The sequence below is a fragment of the Pseudomonas sp. UBA6562 genome (assembly GCF_002434265.1).
Lineage (GTDB): Bacteria > Pseudomonadota > Gammaproteobacteria > Pseudomonadales > Pseudomonadaceae > Aquipseudomonas.
Genome location: NZ_DJJS01000006.1, coordinates 416,824 through 439,117, shown reverse-complemented (window position 1 = coordinate 439,117; position 22,294 = coordinate 416,824). Strand labels below are relative to the sequence as shown.

At 64.0% G+C, this 22,294-nt stretch carries 16 protein-coding genes; 9 read left to right on the top strand and 7 right to left on the bottom strand.

What is annotated here, in order from left to right; all coding sequences use genetic code 11:
* Positions 1-10 precede the first annotated feature (10 nt).
* The 5 genes from B4M43_RS09440 (at position 11) to fdhA (ending at position 6,600) form a co-directional block, all read left to right on the top strand.
* A complete protein-coding gene (locus B4M43_RS09440) occupies positions 11-346 on the top strand; it encodes a sarcosine oxidase subunit delta (protein ID WP_296266391.1) in 336 nt (111 codons plus the stop codon).
* Positions 343-3,360, top strand: a complete 3,018-nt coding sequence (locus tag B4M43_RS09435) for a sarcosine oxidase subunit alpha (protein ID WP_296266390.1) — start codon at positions 343-345, stop codon at positions 3,358-3,360. The genes B4M43_RS09440 and B4M43_RS09435 overlap by 4 nt, the downstream gene beginning before the upstream one ends.
* A 129-nt stretch (positions 3,361-3,489) precedes the next feature.
* Complete coding sequence (locus B4M43_RS09430) at positions 3,490-4,122, top strand: sarcosine oxidase subunit gamma (protein ID WP_296266388.1); 633 nt, start codon at positions 3,490-3,492, stop codon at positions 4,120-4,122.
* Positions 4,123-4,133: 11 nt separating this feature from the next.
* On the top strand, positions 4,134-4,991 hold the full coding sequence (purU, locus tag B4M43_RS09425) for a formyltetrahydrofolate deformylase (RefSeq protein WP_296266386.1): 858 nt from the start codon (positions 4,134-4,136) through the stop codon (positions 4,989-4,991).
* Positions 4,992-5,400: 409 nt separating this feature from the next.
* Positions 5,401-6,600 (top strand): formaldehyde dehydrogenase, glutathione-independent, encoded by a 1,200-nt coding sequence (gene fdhA, locus B4M43_RS09420; protein WP_296266384.1) that lies wholly within the window; start codon positions 5,401-5,403, stop codon positions 6,598-6,600.
* A gap of 431 nt (positions 6,601-7,031) precedes the next feature.
* Here the strand turns inward: fdhA and B4M43_RS21120 are convergent, their stop codons facing one another.
* Together B4M43_RS21120 and B4M43_RS09410 are read right to left on the bottom strand one after the other, a co-directional pair.
* Positions 7,032-7,802, bottom strand: coding sequence for an RHS repeat-associated core domain-containing protein (locus B4M43_RS21120; protein WP_296266382.1), 771 nt, complete (start codon positions 7,800-7,802; stop codon positions 7,032-7,034).
* Positions 7,803-8,188: 386 nt separating this feature from the next.
* Positions 8,189-9,076, bottom strand: coding sequence for an acyltransferase (locus B4M43_RS09410; RefSeq protein WP_296266380.1), 888 nt, complete (start codon positions 9,074-9,076; stop codon positions 8,189-8,191).
* Positions 9,077-9,257: 181 nt separating this feature from the next.
* On the opposite strand from B4M43_RS09410, the gene B4M43_RS09405 reads away from it, so the two are divergent.
* The 4 genes from B4M43_RS09405 (at position 9,258) to creD (ending at position 13,397) form a co-directional block, all read left to right on the top strand.
* The gene (locus tag B4M43_RS09405; RefSeq protein WP_296266378.1) at positions 9,258-9,758 is read left to right on the top strand and encodes an ATP-dependent zinc protease; all 501 of its coding nucleotides are present in this window, start codon (positions 9,258-9,260) and stop codon (positions 9,756-9,758) included.
* Positions 9,759-9,842: 84 nt separating this feature from the next.
* A complete protein-coding gene (creB, locus tag B4M43_RS09400; protein WP_296266377.1) occupies positions 9,843-10,532 on the top strand; it encodes a two-component system response regulator CreB in 690 nt (229 codons plus the stop codon).
* The gene (gene creC / locus B4M43_RS09395; protein WP_296266376.1) at positions 10,533-11,966 is read left to right on the top strand and encodes a two-component system sensor histidine kinase CreC; all 1,434 of its coding nucleotides are present in this window, start codon (positions 10,533-10,535) and stop codon (positions 11,964-11,966) included. It abuts the gene before it with no gap.
* Positions 11,967-12,068: 102 nt separating this feature from the next.
* Entirely contained in the window at positions 12,069-13,397 is a 1,329-nt protein-coding gene (gene creD / locus B4M43_RS09390) for a cell envelope integrity protein CreD (protein ID WP_296266374.1), read from the top strand.
* Between the two features lie 179 nt (positions 13,398-13,576).
* On the opposite strand, the gene B4M43_RS09385 is transcribed toward creD, so the two are convergent.
* The 5 genes from B4M43_RS09385 to aceE all read right to left on the bottom strand — a co-directional run bounded on the left by B4M43_RS09385 (position 13,577) and on the right by aceE (position 22,233).
* On the bottom strand, positions 13,577-14,197 hold the full coding sequence (locus B4M43_RS09385) for a glutathione S-transferase (RefSeq protein ID WP_296266372.1): 621 nt from the start codon (positions 14,195-14,197) through the stop codon (positions 13,577-13,579).
* A 3-nt stretch (positions 14,198-14,200) separates the two neighbouring features.
* Positions 14,201-14,866, bottom strand: a complete 666-nt coding sequence (msrA, locus tag B4M43_RS09380) for a peptide-methionine (S)-S-oxide reductase MsrA (protein WP_296266370.1) — start codon at positions 14,864-14,866, stop codon at positions 14,201-14,203.
* Between the two features lie 117 nt (positions 14,867-14,983).
* The gene (locus B4M43_RS09375; RefSeq protein WP_296266367.1) at positions 14,984-17,671 is read right to left on the bottom strand and encodes a putative bifunctional diguanylate cyclase/phosphodiesterase; all 2,688 of its coding nucleotides are present in this window, start codon (positions 17,669-17,671) and stop codon (positions 14,984-14,986) included.
* Between the two features lie 253 nt (positions 17,672-17,924).
* Complete coding sequence (aceF, locus tag B4M43_RS09370) at positions 17,925-19,574, bottom strand: dihydrolipoyllysine-residue acetyltransferase (protein WP_296266365.1); 1,650 nt, start codon at positions 19,572-19,574, stop codon at positions 17,925-17,927.
* Positions 19,575-19,587: 13 nt separating this feature from the next.
* Entirely contained in the window at positions 19,588-22,233 is a 2,646-nt protein-coding gene (gene aceE / locus B4M43_RS09365; protein ID WP_296266363.1) for a pyruvate dehydrogenase (acetyl-transferring), homodimeric type, read from the bottom strand.
* Between the last annotated feature and the right edge of the window lie 61 nt (positions 22,234-22,294).

Here is a 22,294-nt window from a genome sequence, read left to right as displayed (position 1 = left end):
GACAACCTTCATGTTGCACATTTTCTGTCCCCATTGCGGCGAGCTGCGCTCCGAGGAAGAGTTCCACCCGGCCGGCCAGGCGCACCTCGCCCGTCCGCTCGACCCCAACGCCTGCACCGACGAGGAGTGGGGCACCTACATGTTCTTCCGCGACAACTTCCGCGGCATCCACCATGAACTGTGGGACCACGTCGCGGGCTGTCGCCAGTACTTCAACATGACCCGCGACACCGAGACCTACGAGATCCTGGAAACCTACAAGATCGGCGAACAGCCCAAGGTGACCGCGCGCGAACACACACCCGCGAAATCGGCGGCCGTCAACGAACGGGGAGAAAACGCATGAGCCAGACCTATCGCCTCTCCAGCGGTGGCCGCGTCGACCGCAGCAAGGTGCTGAACTTCACCTTCAACGGCAAGAGCTACCAGGGCTACGCCGGCGACAGCCTGGCCGCCGCGCTGCTGGCCAACGGCGTCGACATCGTCGGCCGCAGCTTCAAGTACTCGCGTCCGCGCGGCATCATCGCCGCCGGCACCGAAGAGCCGAACGCCATCCTGCAGCTGGGTTCGAGCGAAGCCACCCAGGTGCCCAACGTGCGCGCCACGCAACAGGCGCTGTATTCGGGCCTGGTCGCCACCAGCACCAACGGCTGGCCGAACGTCAACAACGACATGATGGGCATTCTGGGCAAGGTCGGCGGCAGCATGATGCCGCCGGGCTTCTACTACAAAACCTTCATGTACCCCAAATCCTTCTGGATGACCTACGAGAAGTACATCCGCAAGGCCGCGGGCCTGGGCCGCTCGCCATTGCAGAACGACCCGGACAGCTACGACTACATGAACCAGCATTGCGACGTGCTGATCGTCGGCGCCGGCCCGGCTGGCCTGGCCGCCGCCCTGGCCGCCGCACGCAGCGGTGCGCGGGTGATCCTCGCCGACGAACAGGAAGAGTTCGGCGGCAGCCTGCTCGACAGCCGCGAGACCCTCGACGGCAAGCCTGCCAGCGAGTGGGTCGCCAGCGTCGTCGCCGAGCTGCAAGGCCTGCCCGACGTGACCCTGCTGCCACGCGCCACGGTCAACGGCTACCACGACCACAACTTCCTGACCATCCACGAGCGCCTGACCGACCACCTCGGCGACCGCGCGCCGATCGGCCAGGTGCGCCAGCGCGTCCACCGCGTGCGCGCCAAGCGTGTGGTGCTCGCCACCGGCGCCCACGAGCGTCCGCTGGTCTACGGCAACAACGACGTGCCGGGCAACATGCTCGCCGGCGCCATCTCGGTCTACGTGCGCCGTTACGGCGTGGCGCCCGGCCGCAAGCTGGTGCTGTCGACCACCAACGACTACGCCTACCGCGCCGCGCTGGATTGGCACGACGCCGGCCTGCACGTGGTGGCCATCGCCGACGCGCGCCATAACCCACGCGGTTCGCTGGTCGAGGAAGCGCGCGCCAAAGGCATCCGCATCCTCACCTCCAGCGCCATCATCGAAGCCAAGGGCACCAAGCACGTCACCGGTGCGCGCGTCGCCGCCATCGACGTGGCGGGCTACAAAGTGACCAGCCCCGGCGAATGGCTCGAATGCGACCTGATCGGCACCTCCGGCGGCTACAGCCCGGTGGTCCACCTGGCTTCGCACCTGGGCGGCCGCCCGGTGTGGCGTGAAGACATCCTCGGCTTCGTGCCGGGCGACGCCCCGCAAAAACGCGTGTGCGTCGGTGGCATCAACGGCGTGTACCCGCTGGGCGACGCCCTGGCCGACGGTTTCGAAGGCGGCGTGCGCGCTGCGAGCGAAGCCGGTTTCCAGCCCACCACCGGCAGCCTGCCGAACACCGTGACGCGTACCGAAGAAGCCGGCGTGGCACTGTTCCAGGTGCCGCACGACAAGACCACTGCCCGTGCGCCCAAGCAGTTCGTCGACCAGCAGAACGACGTCACCGCCGCCGCCATCGAGCTGGCCACCCGCGAGGGCTTCGAATCGGTCGAACACGTCAAGCGCTACACGGCGCTGGGCTTCGGCACCGACCAGGGCAAGCTGGGCAACGTCAACGGCCTGGCCATCGCCGCCCGTTCGATCGGCGTGACCATCCCGCAGATGGGCACTACCATGTTCCGCCCCAACTACACGCCGGTGACCTTCGGCGCTGTGGCCGGCCGCCACTGCGGGCACATCTTCGAGCCGGTGCGCTTCACCGCGCTGCACGCTTGGCACGTGAAGAACAACGCCGAGTTCGAAGACGTCGGCCAATGGAAACGTCCGTGGTACTTCCCCAAGCCGGGCGAAGACCTGCACCGCGCCGTGGAGCGCGAGTGCAAGGCCGTGCGCGCCAGCGTGGGTCTGCTCGACGCCTCGACCCTGGGCAAGATCGACATCCAGGGCCCGGACGCCCGCGAGTTCCTCAACCGCGTGTACACCAACGCCTGGACCAAGCTCGACGTGGGCAAGGCCCGTTATGGCCTGATGTGCAAGGAAGACGGCATGGTCTTCGACGACGGCGTCACCGCCTGCGTCGCCGACAACCACTTCATCATGACCACCACCACCGGCGGCGCCGCCCGTGTGCTGCAATGGCTGGAGCTGTACCACCAGACCGAATGGCCGGACCTGAAGGTGTACTTCACCTCCGTGACCGACCACTGGGCCACCATGACCCTGTCCGGCCCCAACAGCCGCAAGCTGCTGGCCGAACTGACCGACATCGACCTGGACAAGGACGCCTTCCCGTTCATGACCTGGAAGGAAGGCAACGTCGGCGGCGTGCCGGCGCGCGTGTTCCGCATCTCGTTCACCGGCGAGCTGTCGTACGAAGTCAACGTGCAGGCCAACTACGCCATGGGCGTGCTGGAGCAGATCGTCGAGGCGGGCAAGAAGTACAACCTGACCCCGTACGGCACCGAGACCATGCACGTGCTGCGCGCCGAGAAGGGCTTCATCATCGTCGGTCAGGACACCGACGGCTCGATGAACCCGGACGACCTCAACATGAGCTGGTGCGTGGGCCGCAACAAGCCGTTCCCCTGGATCGGCCTGCGCGGCATGAACCGCGAGGACTGCCTGCGCGAAGACCGCAAGCAGCTGGTGGGCCTCAAGCCGGTGGACCCGAAGGTCTGGCTGCCCGAAGGCGCCCAGCTGGTCAACGACCCGAACCAGCCGATTCCGATGGACATGGTCGGCCACGTGACCTCCAGCTATGCGTTCAACTCCCTGGGCTATTCGTTCGCCATGGGTGTGGTCAAGGGCGGTCTCAAGCGCATGGGCGAGCGGGTCTACTCCCCGCAGGCCGATGGCAGTGTGATCGAGGCGGAAATCGTGTCTTCGGTGTTCTTCGATCCGAAGGGTGAACAGCAGAACGTCTAAGCCCCGGACCGCAGGTTGTGCGGACCTGACACCCCCTGTAGGAGCAGCCGGCCGGCCGCTCCTACAGGGAACAGGTATGTCCCGACGCCCGCATCGCAAGCGCACCCCAGAATTCAAGGCAGGTAACCCATGAGCGCCATCAACGTTTTCGAGCAAAACCCCAGCGGCTCCGCCAAGGCCGAGTCGCCGCTGCACCACGCCGACCTGCGCAGCCTGGTCGGCAAGGGCCGGCAGAACGCCGGCGTGACCCTGCGTGAACGCAAGTTCCTCGGTCACCTGACCCTTCGCGGCGACGGCCATGACGCCGCCTTCGCCAGCGCCGTACAGACGGCCGTCGGCCTCGAGCTGCCCGGCCCCTTGAAAGTGGTCTCCAGCGGCGACACGTCGCTGCAATGGATGGGCCCGGACGAGTGGCTGCTGATCGTGCCGCAAGGCGAGGAAGTGGCCTTCGAGCAGAAACTGCGCGACGCCGCCGCCGGCCTGCACATCCAGGTGGTCAACGTCAGCGGCGGGCAGAGCCTGCTGGAACTGCACGGCCCGAACGTGCGCGACGTGTTGAAGAAATCGACCAGCTACGACGTGCACCCGAGCAACTTCCCGGTCGGCAAGGGCGTAGGCACCGTGTTCGCCAAGTCGCAGCTGGTGATCCGCCGCACCGGCGAGGAAAGCTGGGAACTGGTGATCCGCCGCAGCTTCGCCGACTACTGGTGGATGTGGCTGCAAGACGCCTCGTCCGAGTACGGTCTGGCCATCGAAGCCTAGGGGGAACGCGCATGAGTCGGGCACCGGACACCTGGATCCTCACCGCCGATTGCCCGAGCATGCTCGGCACCGTCGATGTGGTTACGCGTCACCTGTTCGAGCAGCGTTGCTACGTGACCGAGCACCATTCCTTCGACGATCGGCTGTCGGGGCGCTTCTTCATCCGTGTCGAATTCCGCCAGCCGGACGACTTCGACGAAGCGGCGTTCCGCGCAGGCCTGGCCGAGCGCAGCGAAGGTTTTGGCATGGCCTTCGAGCTGACGGCGCCCGACCACCGCCCCAAGGTGGTGATCATGGTGTCCAAGGCCGATCACTGCCTGAACGACCTGCTCTATCGCCAGCGCATCGGTCAACTGGGCATGGACATCGTCGCGGTGGTGTCCAACCACCCCGACCTCGAGCATCTGGCGCAGTGGCACAAGATTCCCTACCACCACTTCGCCCTCGACCCCAAGGACAAACCCGGGCAAGAGCGCAAGGTGCTGCAGGTGATCGAGGACACCGGTGCCGAGTTGGTGGTGCTTGCGCGCTACATGCAGGTGCTGTCGCCCGAGCTGTGCCGGCGGCTGGACGGTTGGGCGATCAACATCCACCACTCGTTGCTGCCCGGTTTCAAGGGCGCCAAGCCGTACCACCAGGCCTACAACAAAGGGGTGAAGATGGTCGGCGCCACGGCGCACTACATCAACAACGACCTGGATGAAGGGCCGATCATCACCCAGGGCGTGGAGGTGGTGGACCACACGCACTACCCCGAAGACCTGATCGCCAAAGGCCGCGACATCGAATGCCAGACTCTGGCTCGGGCGGTGGGGTATCACATCGAGCGGCGGGTGTTCTTGAATGCCAATCGGACGGTGGTGCTGTAGCAGCCACGCACCGTTCAGCCGCGATGGACGGCTTCACCAGGCAGCCATATCACCCCTGTGGCAGCGGCCGGTCCGGCACTCGGTTCAGCCGCGATGGACGGCGCAGCCGGCCCAATCCAGGCAACCGTTGTCGACCCGTTTCCAACCAAGCGAAGCCCTTGCGCTCGCGGTTCAACGCCTCAGGGCTGATCACGTCGCCGGGCTGGCTGTACTTGCACCATCGGCCTCCCCCCACTGACGTGAAAAGACATCCCTCTGTCGTTTCCAGTCAGGGCCACCCCCTCCGACAAGACCACAATCAATCACAGTTCAAAGGGCTGCCTGGCCCTGTCGTTCCCGCAACACATGCCGTCCACGATGGCCGGCGCTACCCAACGCGACATAAGTACAAATCAAGCGAGGTATGAGCATGTCTGGTAACCGCGGAGTGGTGTACATCGAGCCTGGCAAGGTCGAAGTACGGACGATCGAGTACCCCAAGATGCAAGATCCCCGTGGCAGGAAGATCAACCACGGCGTAATCCTCAAGGTGGTCTCCACCAACATCTGCGGTTCCGACCAGCACATGGTGCGCGGCCGTACGACCGCGCAGCTCGGCCTGGTGCTGGGCCACGAAATCACCGGTGAGGTGATCGAGAAGGGCAGCGATGTCGAGCGCCTGCAGATCGGCGACCTGGTGTCGGTGCCGTTCAACGTCGCCTGCGGCCGCTGCCGCTCGTGCAAGGAACAGCACACCGGCGTCTGCCTGACCGTCAACCCGGCCCGTCCGGGTGGTGCCTACGGTTACGTCGACATGGGCGACTGGACCGGTGGCCAGGCCGAGTACGTGCTGGTGCCCTATGCCGACTTCAACCTGCTGAAGCTGCCGAACCGCGACAAGGCCATGGAGAAGATCCGTGACCTGACCTGCCTGTCCGACATTCTGCCGACCGGCTACCACGGCGCGGTCACTGCAGGTGTCGGCCCAGGCAGCACCGTTTATGTCGCAGGTGCCGGCCCGGTCGGCTTGGCTGCTGCCGCCTCGGCCCGCCTGTTGGGTGCCGCCTGCGTGATCGTCGGCGACCTCAACCCATTGCGCCTGGCCCACGCCAAGTCGCAAGGCTTCGAAGTGGTCGACCTGTCCAAGGACACCCCACTGCACGAGCAGATCGTCGACATCCTCGGCGAGCCGGAAGTGGACTGCGCGGTCGATGCCGTCGGCTTCGAAGCCCGTGGCCACGGCCATGAAGGCGCCAAGCACGAAGCGCCGGCCACGGTGCTCAACTCGCTGATGCAGGTGACTCGCGTGGCCGGCCAGATCGGTATCCCAGGCCTTTACGTGACCGAAGACCCAGGTGCAGTGGATGCTGCGGCCAAGCAAGGTTCCTTGAGCGTACGCTTCGGTCTGGGCTGGGCGAAGTCGCACAGCTTCCACACCGGCCAGACCCCGACCATGAAGTACAACCGCCAGCTGATGCAGGCGATCATGTGGGACCGCATCAACATCGCTGAAGTGGTGGGGGTGGAGGTGATCAGCCTGGACAAAGCGCCGGAGGGGTATGGCGAGTTCGATAAGGGTGTGCCGAAGAAGTTTGTGATCGATCCGCATAAGACGTTCAGTGCGGCGTGATGTGAGCCATTGAACGAAGCCCCTAGTGTAAGGGGCTTCTTTTTCCATGAACGCCAGGAAAGTCGTAAACAGGGTAGGTGCAACAGGGCGTCCCATTGCGACAGCTTGGAGTTCAGGTTAGCAGCAGGCGGTGACGAGCTTTGGGGTGTTGGAGCAAGTTTTGACGGCGACACGCCTTGGCCCTGAAGTGACAAGGAAGCCTAGGGTCGGTTATTGGCGAACGCTTCCAATCTCGCTAAATAGGTTTGTGTGTCGAGTACCCTGTTTCGACGGAATCCATTTGCCACGCCGTGAGGTTTTCCAGTGCCTTGCAGGACCAATAGGTTTCGTTATTCAGTTTTTTGTATTCCGGGCCTCCAGGCTGAGTGCAACACTCAGCTATCGAGTCAAGCATAGACGCTGATGATAGTAAGAGGTCTTCACCCTGAATCTCATCGTCCGAGCAGGTCACGTATCTGGTCTCGTCTGAATGCCATGTCACTGCGTTGTTGCAGGTACTTGGGCGGGACATACATGTTTTTGGTCTCCAAACTATTGATGACACGGTCAAGTTTTTCGTAATCTTCCGTCAGTTTCTTCAGCTTGCCTTCATAAGCCGCTTGCTGAGTGGGTGGTAACGAATGCTGTTGTTCGATTCGACCTTTGAAGGCTTCGTATTTAGGAGGGGCATCAGGTTGTACGAGATCGAGGCGAGAGTCGACAGTAAACGATATAGACTTGGTATGACCAGGTGGTAGGGTTTTTGAATAGCTCGGAAGTTTTCCGCGATTATAGCTTGGGGGTGATCCTGCGCCAGAAAAAGCTTGGGGGTGAGATTGGTAGGGGGGCGGCGCATCGCGTCTGTTTGGCGCTTTGACATAGGCTGGGGCGTCCAGACGGATCAATATTTTAGAGCGCGTCGTGAGCGGTGGGTGCGACTGCCTGTTTTGTAGGTTGATCCGCACCCCAGCCCTACCAGAGGGATCCACGCTGTTGATCGGATCATTATTACAGTAGCTATACGGGTTGAGACCGCCATCCGCAAACGGGCTTAAGCTGTCCGGTGATACAAAACGCATCAAAATAGGGGAGAAGCCTCGGTGGCCTGCTCCCAAATGATAAAGCGCTGACAGCGAATCAAAGCGTTCGCTAGTAAATGCAGGTCGCTCAAATGGACAGTAGCCATAGGGGTTATAGACTTTAAAGCGATTGAGATGTGGCATGTGAGCCTCAAGAAGGGATGGGCGGAAATCCATGTTCAAGCGTGCCGATATCAAGAGTGGTGATTTGCCGTTGTATTTTCATGATGTCGTCTACCTGCACCGGCGCGTGCTCCGCCCATCCGGCTTGTATTGGCTAGGCTGCTCCTTGAAATGGAATTTCAGGTAGCAGGCCTATGAGGCTTCAGCTGTGGCGTGACTCAAGGTGTCTGCTATGGCCGTGCAGAAGATAATGCATGGTTTGTCTCGGTGGATACTGGTAAAACTGCTAGGTGTAAAAATATGTTTGAGCGTACAGGTCATCCAAATCGCCTGCGCGGAGTGCCCGCTGCACTATGCCCTGGCAGTTTCGATCTGAAGTTCCGCCCTCGCAGGATCTCACAATGAACTTAGCGGAACACGCCATGCAACCTGTCTAGTCGCTCATCCTTTTGCGCCCACAACTGATTCACCCACCCCTGCACCGTCTGCCGAAACGCCGGATCATTCTCGTAATCCCCTTCCCATAAGGCCGGGTCCAACTCACGTACTTGGATGTCAACGATCACCCGGTCGATGCTGCCATTGAGCAAATCCCAAAATCCCGGCGCCTTGTTTCCCGGATAGACGATGGTCACATCGAGCAAGGCGTCGAGCTGCTCACCCATTGCCGCCAATACGAACGCAATGCCGCCCGCTCTAGGCTTGAGCAGGTGGCGATAGGGGGACTGCTGGTGTGCATGCTTTGCCTGAGTGAAGCGGGTACCTTCGAGGTAGTTAACGACGTTGACCGGCTGCCGTTTGTACAGCTCGCAGGCTTTTTTGGTGATTTCCAGATCTTTGCCCTTTAATTCTGGGTGCTTCTCTAAAAACGCCTTGCTGTACCGCTTCATGAACGGATAGTCCAACCCCCACCAAGCCAACCCCAACAACGGCACCCAGATCAGCTCTTTCTTGAGGAAGAACTTGAAAAACGGCGTACGCCGATTCAGCGCTTCCATCAGCGCCGGAATGTCCACCCAACTCTGGTGATTGCTGATGGTCAGGTACGACGTATCGCGCCGCAGGTTTTCCGCGCCGCGGATGTCCCACTGGGTCGGCACGCAGGCGGCGAAGATGCGCTTGTCGATTTCGGCCCAGGTCTCGGCCACCCACATCACGCCAGCAGAGGCGTAATCGCGATAGCGGCCCTTGAGCACCAGCTTGATCAACGCGCAGACCAGCAGCGGTACGATCATCACAACGGTGTTGAGCAGCAGCAGAAGGGCGACACAGGTGCCGGTCAGCAGGCGACGCATAAGTGAACCTTGTTGTAGGAAAGTGGCAGGGCGCAATGATAAGCAGCAGCATGCCATCCGCCAAATGTGCAGAGACGGTTATCGCCCGTAAATGTTTCAGACTATGTTTTTGCCAAGGACGCGCCGAACCTCTAAGGTCTCGGCACTCTAAGCCTGCAACCCCTTCAAGGAAGCCTGCCCCGTGAAACCACTGCTCGCCCTGTTGTCGCTGATGGCCCTGCCAGCGTTCGCTGCCGACCCCACCCTGTACGGCCGCTACGAGAACATCACCGTGTCGGACATCGGCCAGACCTTCCAGGCCAAGATGGACACCGGCGCCTACACCGCGTCCCTGTCGGCCAAAGACATCGAGCGTTTCACCCGCGATGGCGAGCAATGGGTGCGCTTCCGTCTGGCCACCGAGGATGCCGACGGCAAGGTCTACGAGCACAAGGTCGCGCGCATCAGCAAGATCAAAAACCGCACAGAAGAGGACAGCGAAGGCGATTCGCCCGAGACGTCGAGCCGCCCGGTCGTCGACCTGGAGCTGTGCCTGGGCGAGGTGAAGCGCACGGTGGAGGTCAACCTGGTCGACCGCAGCAGCTTCAACTACCCGCTGCTGATCGGCGCCAAGGCGCTGCGCGAGTTCAAAGCGGCGATCAACCCGGCCGAGAAATACACGGCGGGCAAGCCAAGCTGCTGACCCTACCGAGCTGCACGTGCCGGCGGATTCGTGGTAAAGCATGCGATCTGCTGCGACGTGCAGCGCCCCCGATAGACACCTGACATGCCCCACATCCTCATCGTCGAAGACGAAGCCGCCATCGCCGACACCCTCATCTACGCCCTGCAGGCCGACGGCCACAGCACCGAGTGGGTGACCCTGGGCAGCGCCGCCGTCGAGCGCCAGCGCGCGCAGCCGGCGGACCTGATCATCCTCGACATCGGCCTGCCCGACATCACCGGCTTCGACACCTGCCGGCAACTGCGCCGCTTCACCGAGGTGCCGGTGATGTTTCTCACCGCCCGTAACGACGAGATCGACCGCGTGGTGGGCCTGGAGATCGGTGCCGACGACTACGTGGTCAAGCCCTTCAGCCCGCGCGAGGTGGCAGCGCGGGTGCGGGCCATCCTCAAGCGCATGGCGCCGCGGGCAGATGCCGCCATCGAAACGACCAAGACTGCGCCGCTGCACCTCGACACCCTGCGCATGCAGATCAGTTACCACGGCCAGCCCCTGGCCCTGACCCGCCACGAGTTTCGTCTGCTGCAATGCCTGATCGAGCAGCCGCAGCGGGTGTTCAGCCGCGAGCGGTTGCTCGATGCACTGGGCGTCGCCGCCGATGTGGGGTACGAGCGCACCATCGACAGCCACATCAAGAGCCTGCGCGCCAAGCTGCGCCAGGTGGCCGAAGCCGGCGAAGCGATCCAGACCCATCGCGGCCTGGGCTACAGCTACAACCCGGAGCAGGCCTGAATGCGCCTGGGGATACGCATCTTCCTGGTGTATTTCCTGTTCGTCGGGCTGGCCGGTTACTTTCTGCTCAGCACCGTGCGCGAGCAGATTCGTCCGGTGGTGCGGCAGTCGTCGGAAGAGACCCTGGTCGACACCGCCAACCTGCTGGCCGAAATCCTCCACGACGACCTCAAGGCCGGCACCCTGGCCCAGGGTCGTTTGCCCGAAGTGCTCAAGGCCTATGGCCTGCGCAGTCCCGACGCGCAGATCTGGGGGCTGGGCAAGCATCAGGTCAGCCACCGCATCTACGTCACCGACGCCCACGGCGTGGTGCTGCTCGACTCCAGCGGCGAGGCAGTGGGCAAGGACTATTCGCGCTGGAACGACGTGTACCTGACCCTGCGCGGGCAGTACGGGGCGCGCTCCACGCGCAGTGACGAGCGCGACGAAAGCAGTTCGGTAATGCATGTGGCCGCGCCCATTGTCGACGAAGGGCAGATCATCGGCGTGGTCACCGTGGCCAAGCCCAACAGTTCGCTGCAACCCTACATCGACCGCTCCGAGCGCCACCTTTTCACCCTGGGGCTGGCGTTGATCGTACTGGGGTTGCTGGTCGGTGCGGCGCTGTCATGGTGGCTGGCACGCTCGCTGCGCAGGCTCACCCACTATGCGCAGACCGTCAGCGCCGGCGAACGCGCCGAGCTGCCGTACTACAAGGGCGGCGAGCTGGCGCAACTGGCCCACGCCGTGGAGCGCATGCGCACCGAACTCGAAGGCAAGGCCTATGTGGAGCGTTACGTCCACACCCTGACCCACGAGCTGAAAAGCCCGCTGGCGGCGATCCGCGGCGCGGCCGAGCTGTTGCAGGGCGACATGCCGCCAGCGCAGCGCGCCCGTTTCGCCAGCAACATCGAGGGCGAGAGCGAGCGTTTGCAGCAGATGATCGAGCGCTTGCTGGACCTGGCCCGGGTCGAGCAGATGCAGCGCCTGGAAGACGAGCAGCAGGTGGCCTTGGGCGAGGTGCTCGACGAACTGCTGTTGGCCCATGCGCCGCGTATCGCCATGGCGGGCGTGCAGGTGCGTCAGCAGGTGCCGGTCGACGCACGGGTATGGGGCGATGGCTTCCTGCTGCGCCAGGCGCTCAGCAATCTGCTGGACAACGCCTTGGACTTCACACCCCCAGGCGGCAGATTGGTGTTCGAACTCAGCCGCGACGGCCAACGCGCCGCCTTGAGCCTGTTCAACCAAGGGCCGGCCATTCCCGACTACGCCCTGGGCCGCGTCAGCGAGCGCTTCTACTCCTTGCCGCGCCCGGCCAGCGGGCGCAAGAGCACTGGCCTGGGGTTGAATTTCGTGGCCGAAGTGATGCAACTGCACGGCGGCGAGCTGCGGGTCGAGAACGTCGTCGAGGGGGTACGGGTAAGTCTGTGCCTGCCGCTGCGCCGGGTGAGCTGAAGCGCTGGCGCGCACAATCTCCACGTAGTCTCCACACACGCTGCGCAAAGGCTCCATACGGGCGAGGCATGCTGCGCTCATCGCCCCCACAGAGCCATTGCCATGACCAGGACCCTAGGATTCAAACTCGGCACCATTGCCTTGCTGATGTTGTTGCTGCTGATCCCGCTGTTGATGATCGGCGGTCTGATCGGCGAGCGGCAGGACCAACGCGACAACGTCTTGCGCGACATCGCCCAGAGCGCCAGCTTCGAACAGCAGGTCGCCGGGCCCATGATCGTGGTGCCCTACCGCAAGCTCGAACGGCGCTGGGTGGAGAAGGACGGCCAGCGCGTGCCCGACGTACAGACCGTCAGCGGCCAGTTGTACGTGTTGCCGGAAACCTTCGACAGCACGTTGAAGGTCGACACCGAGCTGCGTTCGCGCGGCATCTATCAAGCGCGGCTGTTCCATGCCAAGGGCACGCTCAGCGGCCGCTTCAAGCTGCCGGCCAACTGGGGTGTGGAAGGGGACCGCGACGACTATCGTTTCGACACGCCGTTCCTGGTGGTCGGTATCAGCGACATCCGTGGCATCGCCAACCTGCCCGTGCTGCGCGTAGGCGAGCGAAGCGTGCCGTTCGAGGCCGGTACGGGGCTGGACTGGTTGCAGGGCGGTATCCACGCGCCGTTGCCGACGGTGGATGTCGAGCGCGGCGCAGAGTTCGACTACGCCCTGGACCTGGCGCTGCAAGGCACCGGCCAGTTGCAGGTGGTGCCGGTCGGGCGCAGCAGCACGGTCGCCATGCAGGCCGATTGGCCGCATCCGAGCTTCATCGGCAGTTACCTGCCCAACCGCCGCGAGGTGGGCGCCGACGGCTTCACCGCCCAATGGCAGACCTCGTTCTTCGCCACCAACCTGGAAGACGTGCTGCGCCGCTGCACCGCGCAACAGGAATGCGCCGGCTTCGAAGGCCGCACCTTCGGTGTGAGCTTCATCGACCCGGTGGACCAGTACATGAAGAGCGAGCGGGCAATCAAATATGCGGTGCTGTTCATTGGCCTGACCTTTGCCGCCTTCTTCCTCTTCGAAGTGCTCAAGCAACTGAGCGTGCACCCGATGCAGTACGCGCTGGTTGGGGTGGCGCTGGCGTTCTTCTACCTGCTGTTGCTGTCGTTGTCCGAGCACCTGGGCTTCACTGCCGCCTATGGCTTGTCGGCCAGCGGCTGCGTGCTGTTGATCGGTTTCTACCTGAGCCATGTGCTGCACAGCCTGTGGCGCGGGGTGGGCTTCGCGGCGGGGCTGGCTCTGCTGTATGCGCTGCTGTACGGGCTGCTGGGCGCGGAAGACTACGCGCTGCTGATGGGCTCGCTGCTGTGCTTCGCGCTGCTGGGCGTGTTCATGGTGCTGACCCGACGGCTGGACTGGTCGCGGGTGGGGAGGGCGGCGTGAGGGAGGACAAGGCGGTGGGGCGGTGGTTGGCGGTGAGGATAGCGGCGTTGCTGGCTCCAAGGCGGCTTTGCCGGCCATCGCGGCTAATCGGAGCGCCGAACCGGCCGCTCCTACAGATGAGCTGCGTGGGAGCGCCGAATTGGCTGCTGGTCTGTGAACATTTGTAGGCGCGGCCGCTTCTATTGGGGCACGGTGGCCAGCATCGAAGGCCGCTGGGCGACCTCGGCGTACCAGGCGGCCAGCCCCGGTTGCCGTTCGCGCCAGCCGAACGCAGGTTGGCGCAGGTCGAGGTAGCCCAGGGCGCACGCCAGGCCGATGGCGGCCAGGTCGAAGCCGGAGGCGAGTTCTGCGAGGTGCTCGCGCTCGAAGTTGTCCAGGCTGCGGCGGATCTTCTCGCTTTGCGCGTCGAGCCAACCGTCCCAGCGCTTGTCTTCGGGGCGTACAGCCACTTCATAACGACTCGACACCGCAGCGTCGAGAATGGCGTCGGCTTGCGACGCCAAGGTCAGGCGCCGCCAGCGCGCCGAGCCCTCGCGGGGCAAAAGCGGCTGGCCGACGTGTTGCTGGTCGAGGTATTCGCAGATCACCCGGCTGTCGTGCAGCACCGTGCCGTCGGCCAGGCGCAGGGCCGGGATCTTGCCGATGGGGTTGCCCTGTTCGAGCTGCGGGTCGCCCTGCACGGGGCTGATGTTCACCCCGTGCAGGGTCACGCGGCCGAGCTGACCAGTCTCGTGCAGCACCACCATGACCTTGCGCACGAAGGGCGAGAGCGGCGAATGGAACAGCGTCATGCCGGCCATGGCTCAGTTGCCTTGCAGGCTGGGCGGCAGGCACACGCCGGTGCCGCCGATGCCGCAGTAGCCTTGCGGGTTCTTGGCCAGGTACTGCTGGTGGTAGGCCTCGGCGAAGTAGACGGTCGGCGCCTGGTCGATTTCGGTGGTGATGGCGCCGAAGCCGGCCTTGTCCAGTTCGGCCTGATACGCCGCCTTGCTGGCCTGGGCCTGCTCCAGTTGCTCGGGGCTGGTGCAGAAGATCGCCGAGCGGTACTGGGTGCCGACATCGTTGCCCTGGCGCATGCCCTGGGTCGGGTTGTGCAGCTCCCAGAACATCGCCAGCAGTTCGCGGTAGCTGACCTTGGCCTTGTCGAACACCACCAGCACCACTTCGGTGTGGCCGGTCAGGCCCGAGCAGACTTCTTCGTAGGTGGGGTTGGGGGTGATGCCGCCGGCATAGCCGACCACGGTGCTGACCACGCCTTCACGCTGCCAGAAGCGCCGCTCGGCGCCCCAGAAGCAGCCCAGGCCGAAGATGGCGAAGTCGACATCCTCGAAGAAGGGGCCGAGCAGCGGGGTGTCTTCGAAGACGAAGTGCTTCTCGGGCAGCGCCATCGGCGTTTCGCGCCCTGGCAGGGCTTGCTCGGCGGTGGGCAGGACGTTTTTGTTCACCAGGATTTCCGAACGCAGGACCATGGATGTACCTCTGGAAAGTTGTGCTGGGAGGAAAGGCTCGTCGGCCGCAGCGCAGCGGCGGGCGGCTGTGCTGCCGAAAAGCGTTTGCGTGAGTGTGCCCGAGTCGATGGGCCGCTGTCAGGTCATCGGACCGCGCGGGTAGCGTTTGAGGCGCGCTTCGAGCTCGCGGCCGGGGATCGGCCGGTCGAACAGGTAACCCTGGCCGACGTCGCAGCGGTGCCGGCGCAGGAAGGCCAGTTGCTCGGGGGTCTCGATGCCTTCGGCGACCACTTTGAGCTTGAGGTTGTGGGCCATGGCGATCACCGCCGAGGTGATTTCCATGTCGTCCTGGTTGCCCGGAATGTCGTTGATGAAGCTGCGATCGATCTTGAGGATGTCGATGGGAAACTTCTTCAGGTAGCTGAGCGAGGAGTAGCCGGTGCCGAAGTCGTCCATGGCCAGAGTCAGGCCCAGCTGCTTGAGCTCGTCGAGCTGGCGGCGGGTGTCTTCGGTGGCTTCGAGCAGCAGGCCTTCGGTCAGCTCCAGTTCCAGCAACTGCGCCGGCACCGCTTCCTGTTCGAGGATGCTGGCGACCGAAGCGACCAGTTCCGGGTCGGAGAACTGCTTGGGCGACAGGTTGATCGCCACCTGCAAGGCGCCCAGGCCTGCGCCTTGCAAATGGCGCGTCAGGCGGCAGGCTTCGCGCAGCACCCATTTGCCGATGGGGATGATCAACCCGGTCTCTTCGGCCACGCTGATGAACTGGTCGGGGCGGATCATGCCACGCTCCGGGTGGTTCCAGCGCAGCAGCGCCTCCAGCCCCAGCAGGCGCCCGCTGCGCAGGCACAGCTTGGGCTGGTAGAACACCTCCAGCTCGTTCTGCGCCAGGGCGCGGCGCAGGTTGTTCTCGACGAACAGCTTGTAGCTGGCCTCGGCGTTCAGCACCTCGGTGAACACCTGCAACTGGTGCTTGCCGGCCGCCTTGGCCTTGTGCAGGGCCAGGCCCGCGTTCTTCATCAGGGTCTGCGGGTCGCTGCCGTGCAAGGGCGCGCAGGCCAGGCCCACGGACGCGGTGATGTTGATCAGCTGGTTGTCGACGAACATTGGCTTGTCGAGGGTGTGCAGCAGGCGCTGGGCCAGGTTCTGCCCGTCGGCGATGCTGGTGTCGTCGAGCAGCACGGCGAACTCGTTGCTGGCCAGGCGCGCCAGGCTGCTGGCGCCGTCGAGGCTGTTGCGCAGGCGCCGTGCCAGGCTCACCAGCAGCTTGTCGCCGGTGTGGTGGCCAAGGCTGTCGTTGATGCGCTTGAAGTTGTCGATGTCCACCAGCAACAGGCAGATGGGGCTGGCGTCCTCACGCGACAGACGCTGGTCCAGGCTGCGGATGAAGGCCGCACGGTTGCCCAGGCTGGTGAGGTTGTCGGTATAGGCCAGGCGCTCGATGCGCTGCTGCGCCAGCTTGCTCTCGGTGATGTCTTCGTAGATGCCGATGTAGTGGGTCAGCTCGCGGTGGTCGCCATACACCTTGGAGATCGACAGTTGACCCCAATAGGGCTCCAGGCTCTTGCGCCGGCTTCTGAACTCGCCCTGCCAGCTGTTGCCCAGCTCCAGGCTCGATGGCGAGGCGAAGAGGATCTCGTTGAGGTTCTCCAGGGCCGGCAGCTCGCTGACATGGCGCCCCTGCACCTCTTCGGTGGTGTACTGGGTGATGGCGGTGAAGCTGGGGTTGACGTACTCCACCACGCCCTCGCGATTGACCAGCAGGAAGGCGCTGGCGCTCTGCTCCACGGCGCGCTGGAACAGGTGCAGGGCATTGGCGGCGGTGCGCCGGTTATGGTTGGTGATGACCTGCGCGAACTGGTCGGCCAACTCCCCGGCAAAGGCGATTTCGTCGGCCTGCCAGACCCTGGGCTTGCCGGTCTGCTCCAGGCACAGCACGCCGACCACCTGGCCGTCGACGCGAATGCTGGCGTCGAGCATGGCGTTGTTGTCGCTGTACAGCGTATCGACCAGATCGCGGGTGCGCGGGTCGTGGCTGGCATTGTGCGCGTCGATGGCGCGGCTGGTGTGCAGGGCGTCGAGGTAGTCGGGGAAGCGGCTGGCGTCGATGGGTGCCAGCACGCGGTGCTGCGCTTCGGCCTGGTGCCAGGCGCTGATCGGCTCCAGGCGTTGCTCGTTGAGGTACCAGATGCTCGCCGAATCGACCTGGTAGATCTCGCAGGCGCTGCGGGTGATCAGCTCGGCCGCCTCCAGCTGGGAGTTGCCGACGCTGTAGCGCTGGCGTGCCAGGCGCAGGATGAGGTCTTGCTGGGCACGCACCCGGTCGAGCTGTTCGAGCTGTTCCTGTTGCGCCCGCTGGTTCAGTTGCAGGGCCAATTGTAGACGGTTGTTGCGCGTTTCCAGCGCCTGCGCGTCGAGGTCGGCATCGTCTTGCAGGTCGTCGAGCACGGTCAGGTAGCCGCGCAACAGCTGGCGGTTGCGTTGCTTGAACGCTTCGCCCACCTCCAGCACGCGCAACGGCCCCGGCTGGCCGTGCAGGGTGTAGCGCACGCGGTAGTAGGCGCGGCTGCCCAGTTGCAACTGGATTTCATCGTGCAGGCGATAGCGGGCTTCGGGTTCCATGAAGCTGGCGAAGGGCGAGCCGATCATGCTGCCAAGTTCGCCATCGACCAGGCCCAGCAGACGTTCGCAGGCGGGGTCCAGATAGAGCATGGCCCAGTTCGCTTCGTTGAGCCGTTCGAAACGCAGCATGCCCAGCCGCGAGGGCACGGGCAGTGGCGTGACGACCTCGGCCACCATACGGCTGGCGGCATCGGGTTGGCTTTTCATCGAAGACTCACTTCAGGAGGGTACGCCTTGGCGGCAGGGCATGTGGCAAGGTTGCATCATAGTGCCATGAGCTGGCAAGCAGCCAGGTGTCGCTTGGCGTGCTGTCTGTCGGCATGTGGTACGCCATTGCCTAGAGGAGGCGGCCGACAAAAAAATCCCCGCCAAGAGGCGGGGTTGAGGTACGAGCGTGGCAGCTCGATGAAGCGATTCGGGCGGCTGTCGGGCAAGTCCCGGCAGCCGCCCTGTTGCAGCGTTACAGCAGCAGCGTGCGGATGTCGGTCAGCACGTCGCCCAGACGCTTGGTGAAACGCGCGGCGGCGGCGCCGTTGATCACGCGGTGGTCGTAGGACAGCGACAGCGGCAGCATCAGCTTGGGCTGGAAGGCCTTGCCATCCCAGACCGGCTGCATGGTGGCCTTGGACACGCCGAGGATCGCCACTTCGGGTGCGTTGACGATCGGCGTGAAGCCGGTGCCGCCAATGTGCCCAAGGCTGGAGATGGTGAAGCACGCACCCTGCATGTCGTCGGCCGACAGCTTCTTGGTGCGGGCTTTCTCGGCCAGGGCCGCAGCCTCGGCAGCCAATTGCAGCAGGCTCTTCTGGTCGACGTTCTTGATCACGGGGACCAGCAGGCCATCCGGGGTGTCCACGGCGAAACCGACGTTGACGTACTTCTTGCGGATGATCGCTTTGCCGCTTGGCGCCAGCGAGCTGTTGAAGTCCGGCATTTCCTTGAGCAGGAAGGCGCAGGCCTTGAGCAGCAGCGGCAGCACGGTGAGCTTGACGCCGGCTTTCTCGGCGACGGCTTTCTGCGCCACGCGGAAGGCTTCCAGCTCGGTGATGTCGGCCGAGTCGAACTGGGTCACGTGCGGCACGTTCAGCCAGCTGCGGTGCAGGTTGGCGGCGCCGACCTGCATCAGGCGGGTGAGGGCGACTTCTTCGACTTCACCGAACTTGCTGAAGTCCACGGCCGGAATCGGCGGAATGCCCGCGCCACCGGTAGCGCCGGCAGCAGCGGCCGGTGCTTCCTTGGCCTTCTGCATCATGGCCTTGACGTAGACCTGCACGTCTTCCTTGAGGATGCGACCGTGCGGGCCGCTGGCGCTGACCGCGCCCAGGTCGACACCGAACTCGCGGGCCAGCTGGCGCACGGCGGGGCCGGCGTGGACCTTGGCGTTGCTGCCGGCCGCAGGCGCGGTGGCGGCTGGCGCTTCAGCGGCAGGGGCCTTAGCCTCGGCGGCGCTGTCGGCCTTGGCTGGAGCCTCGGCCTTGGCCGGTTCGCTGGCAGCTTTTTCAGGCGCGGCGGCAGGGGCTGCGCCGGCCACTTCCAGCTTGAGGATCAGGTCGCCGGTACCGACTTCGTCGTCCAGCTTGCAGATCACTTCCTTGACCACACCAGCAGCAGGCGACGGAATCTCCATGGAGGCCTTGTCGGACTCCAGGGTGATCAGCGACTGGTCGGCTTCGACGGTGTCGCCGGCCTTGACCAGCACTTCGATGATCTTGGCCTTGCCCGACGAGCCGATGTCCGGCACGTGGATGTCCTGCACGCTCGCCGCAGCCGGGGCTGCCGCTTGGGCAGGCGCGGCTTGCTCGGCCGGTTTGTCGGCAGGCTTTTCAGCGGCGGCCGGTTTTTCTTCGGCGGCAGGTGCCTCGGGCGCCGAATCGGCGCCCTCGGCTTCCAGCACCAGCAGTTCGTCGCCTTCTTTCAGGCGATCGCCCAGCTTGACCTTCAGTTCCTTGACCACACCGGCCTTGGGCGCGGGGATCTCCATGGAGGCCTTGTCGGACTCCAGGGTCAGCAGGCTCTGGTCGGCCTCGATGCGGTCGCCGACCTTGACGAACAGCTCGATGATTTCACCTTCACCGCTGCCGATGTCAGGTACGCGAATGAGTTCGCTCACTTATAGATACTCCTCAGCAGTCCAGTGGGTTGCGCTTGTCCGGGTCGATGCCGAACTTGGTGATGGCATCGGCCACCACTTTGGGTTCGATCTCGCCACGGTCAGCCAGGGCTTCCAGGGCAGCCAGCACCACGAAGTGGCGGTCGACTTCGAAGAAGTGACGCAGCTTCTTGCGGCTGTCGCTGCGACCGAAGCCATCGGTACCCAGGACCTTGAACTCCTTGCTCGGCACCCACTGGCGGATCTGCTCGGCAAAGATCTTCATGTAGTCGGTGGACGCCACCACCGGGCCTTTGCGGCCGCTCAGGCACTGCTCGACGTAGGTCTGCTGTGGCTTCTGGCCAGGCTTGAGGCGGTTGGCGCGTTCCACGGCCAGGCCGTCGCGGCGCAGTTCGTTGAAGCTGGTGACGCTCCACACGTCGGCGCCGACGTTGTAGTCCTCGCGCAGGATCTTCGCCGCTTCGCGGACTTCGCGCAGGATGGTGCCCGAACCCATCAGCTGCACGTGGTGCGCGGCTTCGCGGGTGTCTTCCTCGAGCAGGTACATGCCCTTGACGATGCCTTCCTCGGCGCCGGCCGGCATGGCAGGCTGCTGGTACGACTCGTTCATCACGGTGATGTAGTAGAAGATGTCCTGTTGCTCTTCGGTCATCTTCTTCATGCCGTCCTGGATGATCACCGCCAGCTCGTAGCCGTAGGTCGGATCGTAGGTGCGGCAGTTCGGGATGGTCCCGGCCAGCAGGTGGCTGTGACCGTCTTCGTGCTGCAGGCCTTCACCGTTCAGGGTGGTACGGCCGGCGGTGCCGCCGATCAGGAAGCCCCGGGTGCGGCTGTCGCCGGCGGCCCAGGCCAGGTCGCCGATACGCTGGAAGCCGAACATCGAATAGAAGATGTAGAACGGCAGCATCGGCTGGTTGTGGTTCGAGTACGAGGTACCGGCGGCGATGAACGACGACATGGCGCCGGCTTCGTTGATGCCTTCCTCGAGGATCTGGCCCTTCTTGTCCTCGCGGTAGAACATCACCTGGTCTTTGTCGACGGGCTCGTAGAGCTGGCCGACCGACGAGTAGATGCCCAGCTGGCGGAACATGCCTTCCATACCGAAGGTACGGGCTTCGTCCGGGATGATCGGTACGATGCGCGGGCCGATTTCCTTATCCTTGACCAGCTGCGCCAGGATGCGCACGAAGGCCATGGTGGTGGAGATTTCACGGTCGCCCGAACCGTCCAGGATGGCCTTGAGGGTATCCAGGGACGGGGTCGGGACGCTGAAGCTCTTGGCGCGGCGCTGTGGCACGCTGCCGCCCAGGGCCTGGCGGCGCTTGGCCAGGTACTTGGCTTCGGCGCTGTCGGGCTCGGGTTTGAAGAACGGCAGGTTTTCCAGCTCTTCGTCCTTGACCGGAATGTCGAAGCGGTCGCGGAAGTGGCGCAGGCTGTCGACGTCGACCTTCTTGGTGTTGTGCGCGGTGTTCTTCGCTTCGCCGGCACCGGTGCCATAACCCTTGATGGTCTTGGCCAGGATGACGGTCGGCTGTTCCTTGTGGTTCACCGCCTGGTGGTAGGCCGCGTAAACCTTGTACGGGTCGTGGCCGCCACGGTTGAGCTTCCAGATCTCGTCGTCGGACAGGTGCTCGACCATGGCCTTGAGTTCTGGCGAATTGAAGAAGTGCTCACGCACGAAGGCGCCGTCTTTGGCCTTGTAGTTCTGGTACTCGCCGTCGATGACTTCGTCCATGCGGCGCTGCAGGATACCGTCGGTGTCCTTGGCCAGCAGTGGGTCCCAGAAGCGGCCCCACACGACTTTGTTGACGTTCCAGCCACCGCCGCGGAACACGCCTTCGAGTTCCTGGATGATCTTGCCGTTGCCGCGAACCGGGCCGTCGAGGCGCTGCAGGTTGCAGTTGATGACGAAGATCAGGTTGTCCAGCTTCTCGCGGCCGGCCAGGGAGATCGCGCCCAGGGATTCGGGCTCGTCGCACTCGCCGTCGCCCATGAAGCACCAGACCTTCTGCTTGCCGGCCGGGATGTAGCCGCGCGCTTCCAGGTACTTCATGAAGCGTGCCTGGTAGATGGCCTGGATCGGGCCCAGACCCATCGACACGGTCGGGAACTGCCAGAAGTCCGGCATCAACCAGGGGTGCGGGTAGGACGACAGACCGTTGCCATCGACTTCCTGGCGGAAGTTGTTCATCTGGTCTTCGCTGATGCGGCCTTCCAGGAAGGCGCGGGCGTAGACGCCAGGCGAGGCGTGGCCTTGGTAGAAGATCAGGTCGCCGCCGTGCTCTTCGGTCGGGGCCTGGAAGAAGTAGTTGAAGCCGATGTCGTACAGCGTCGCGCTGGAGGCGAAGCTCGAGATGTGTCCGCCCAGGTCCGAGTCTTTCAGGTTGGTGCGCACGACCATGGCCAGCGCATTCCAGCGAACCAGCGAGCGAATGCGGCGTTCCATGAACAGGTCGCCAGGCATGCGTGCTTCGTGGGTCACGGGAATGGTGTTGCGGTACGGCGTGGTGATGGCATACGGCAGCTGCGAGCCACTACGGGTGGCCAGCTCGCCCATACGGGTCATCAGGTAATGAGCGCGGTCTTCGCCTTCTTTGTCGAGGACCGACTCCAGGGCATCCAGCCATTCCTGGGTTTCGATTGGATCGAGGTCTTGCATGGCTTGCTCCAGGGCGGAAAGGCAACCAGAATCGGGAGCCTGAGTTTGCGACTGGCCTTAT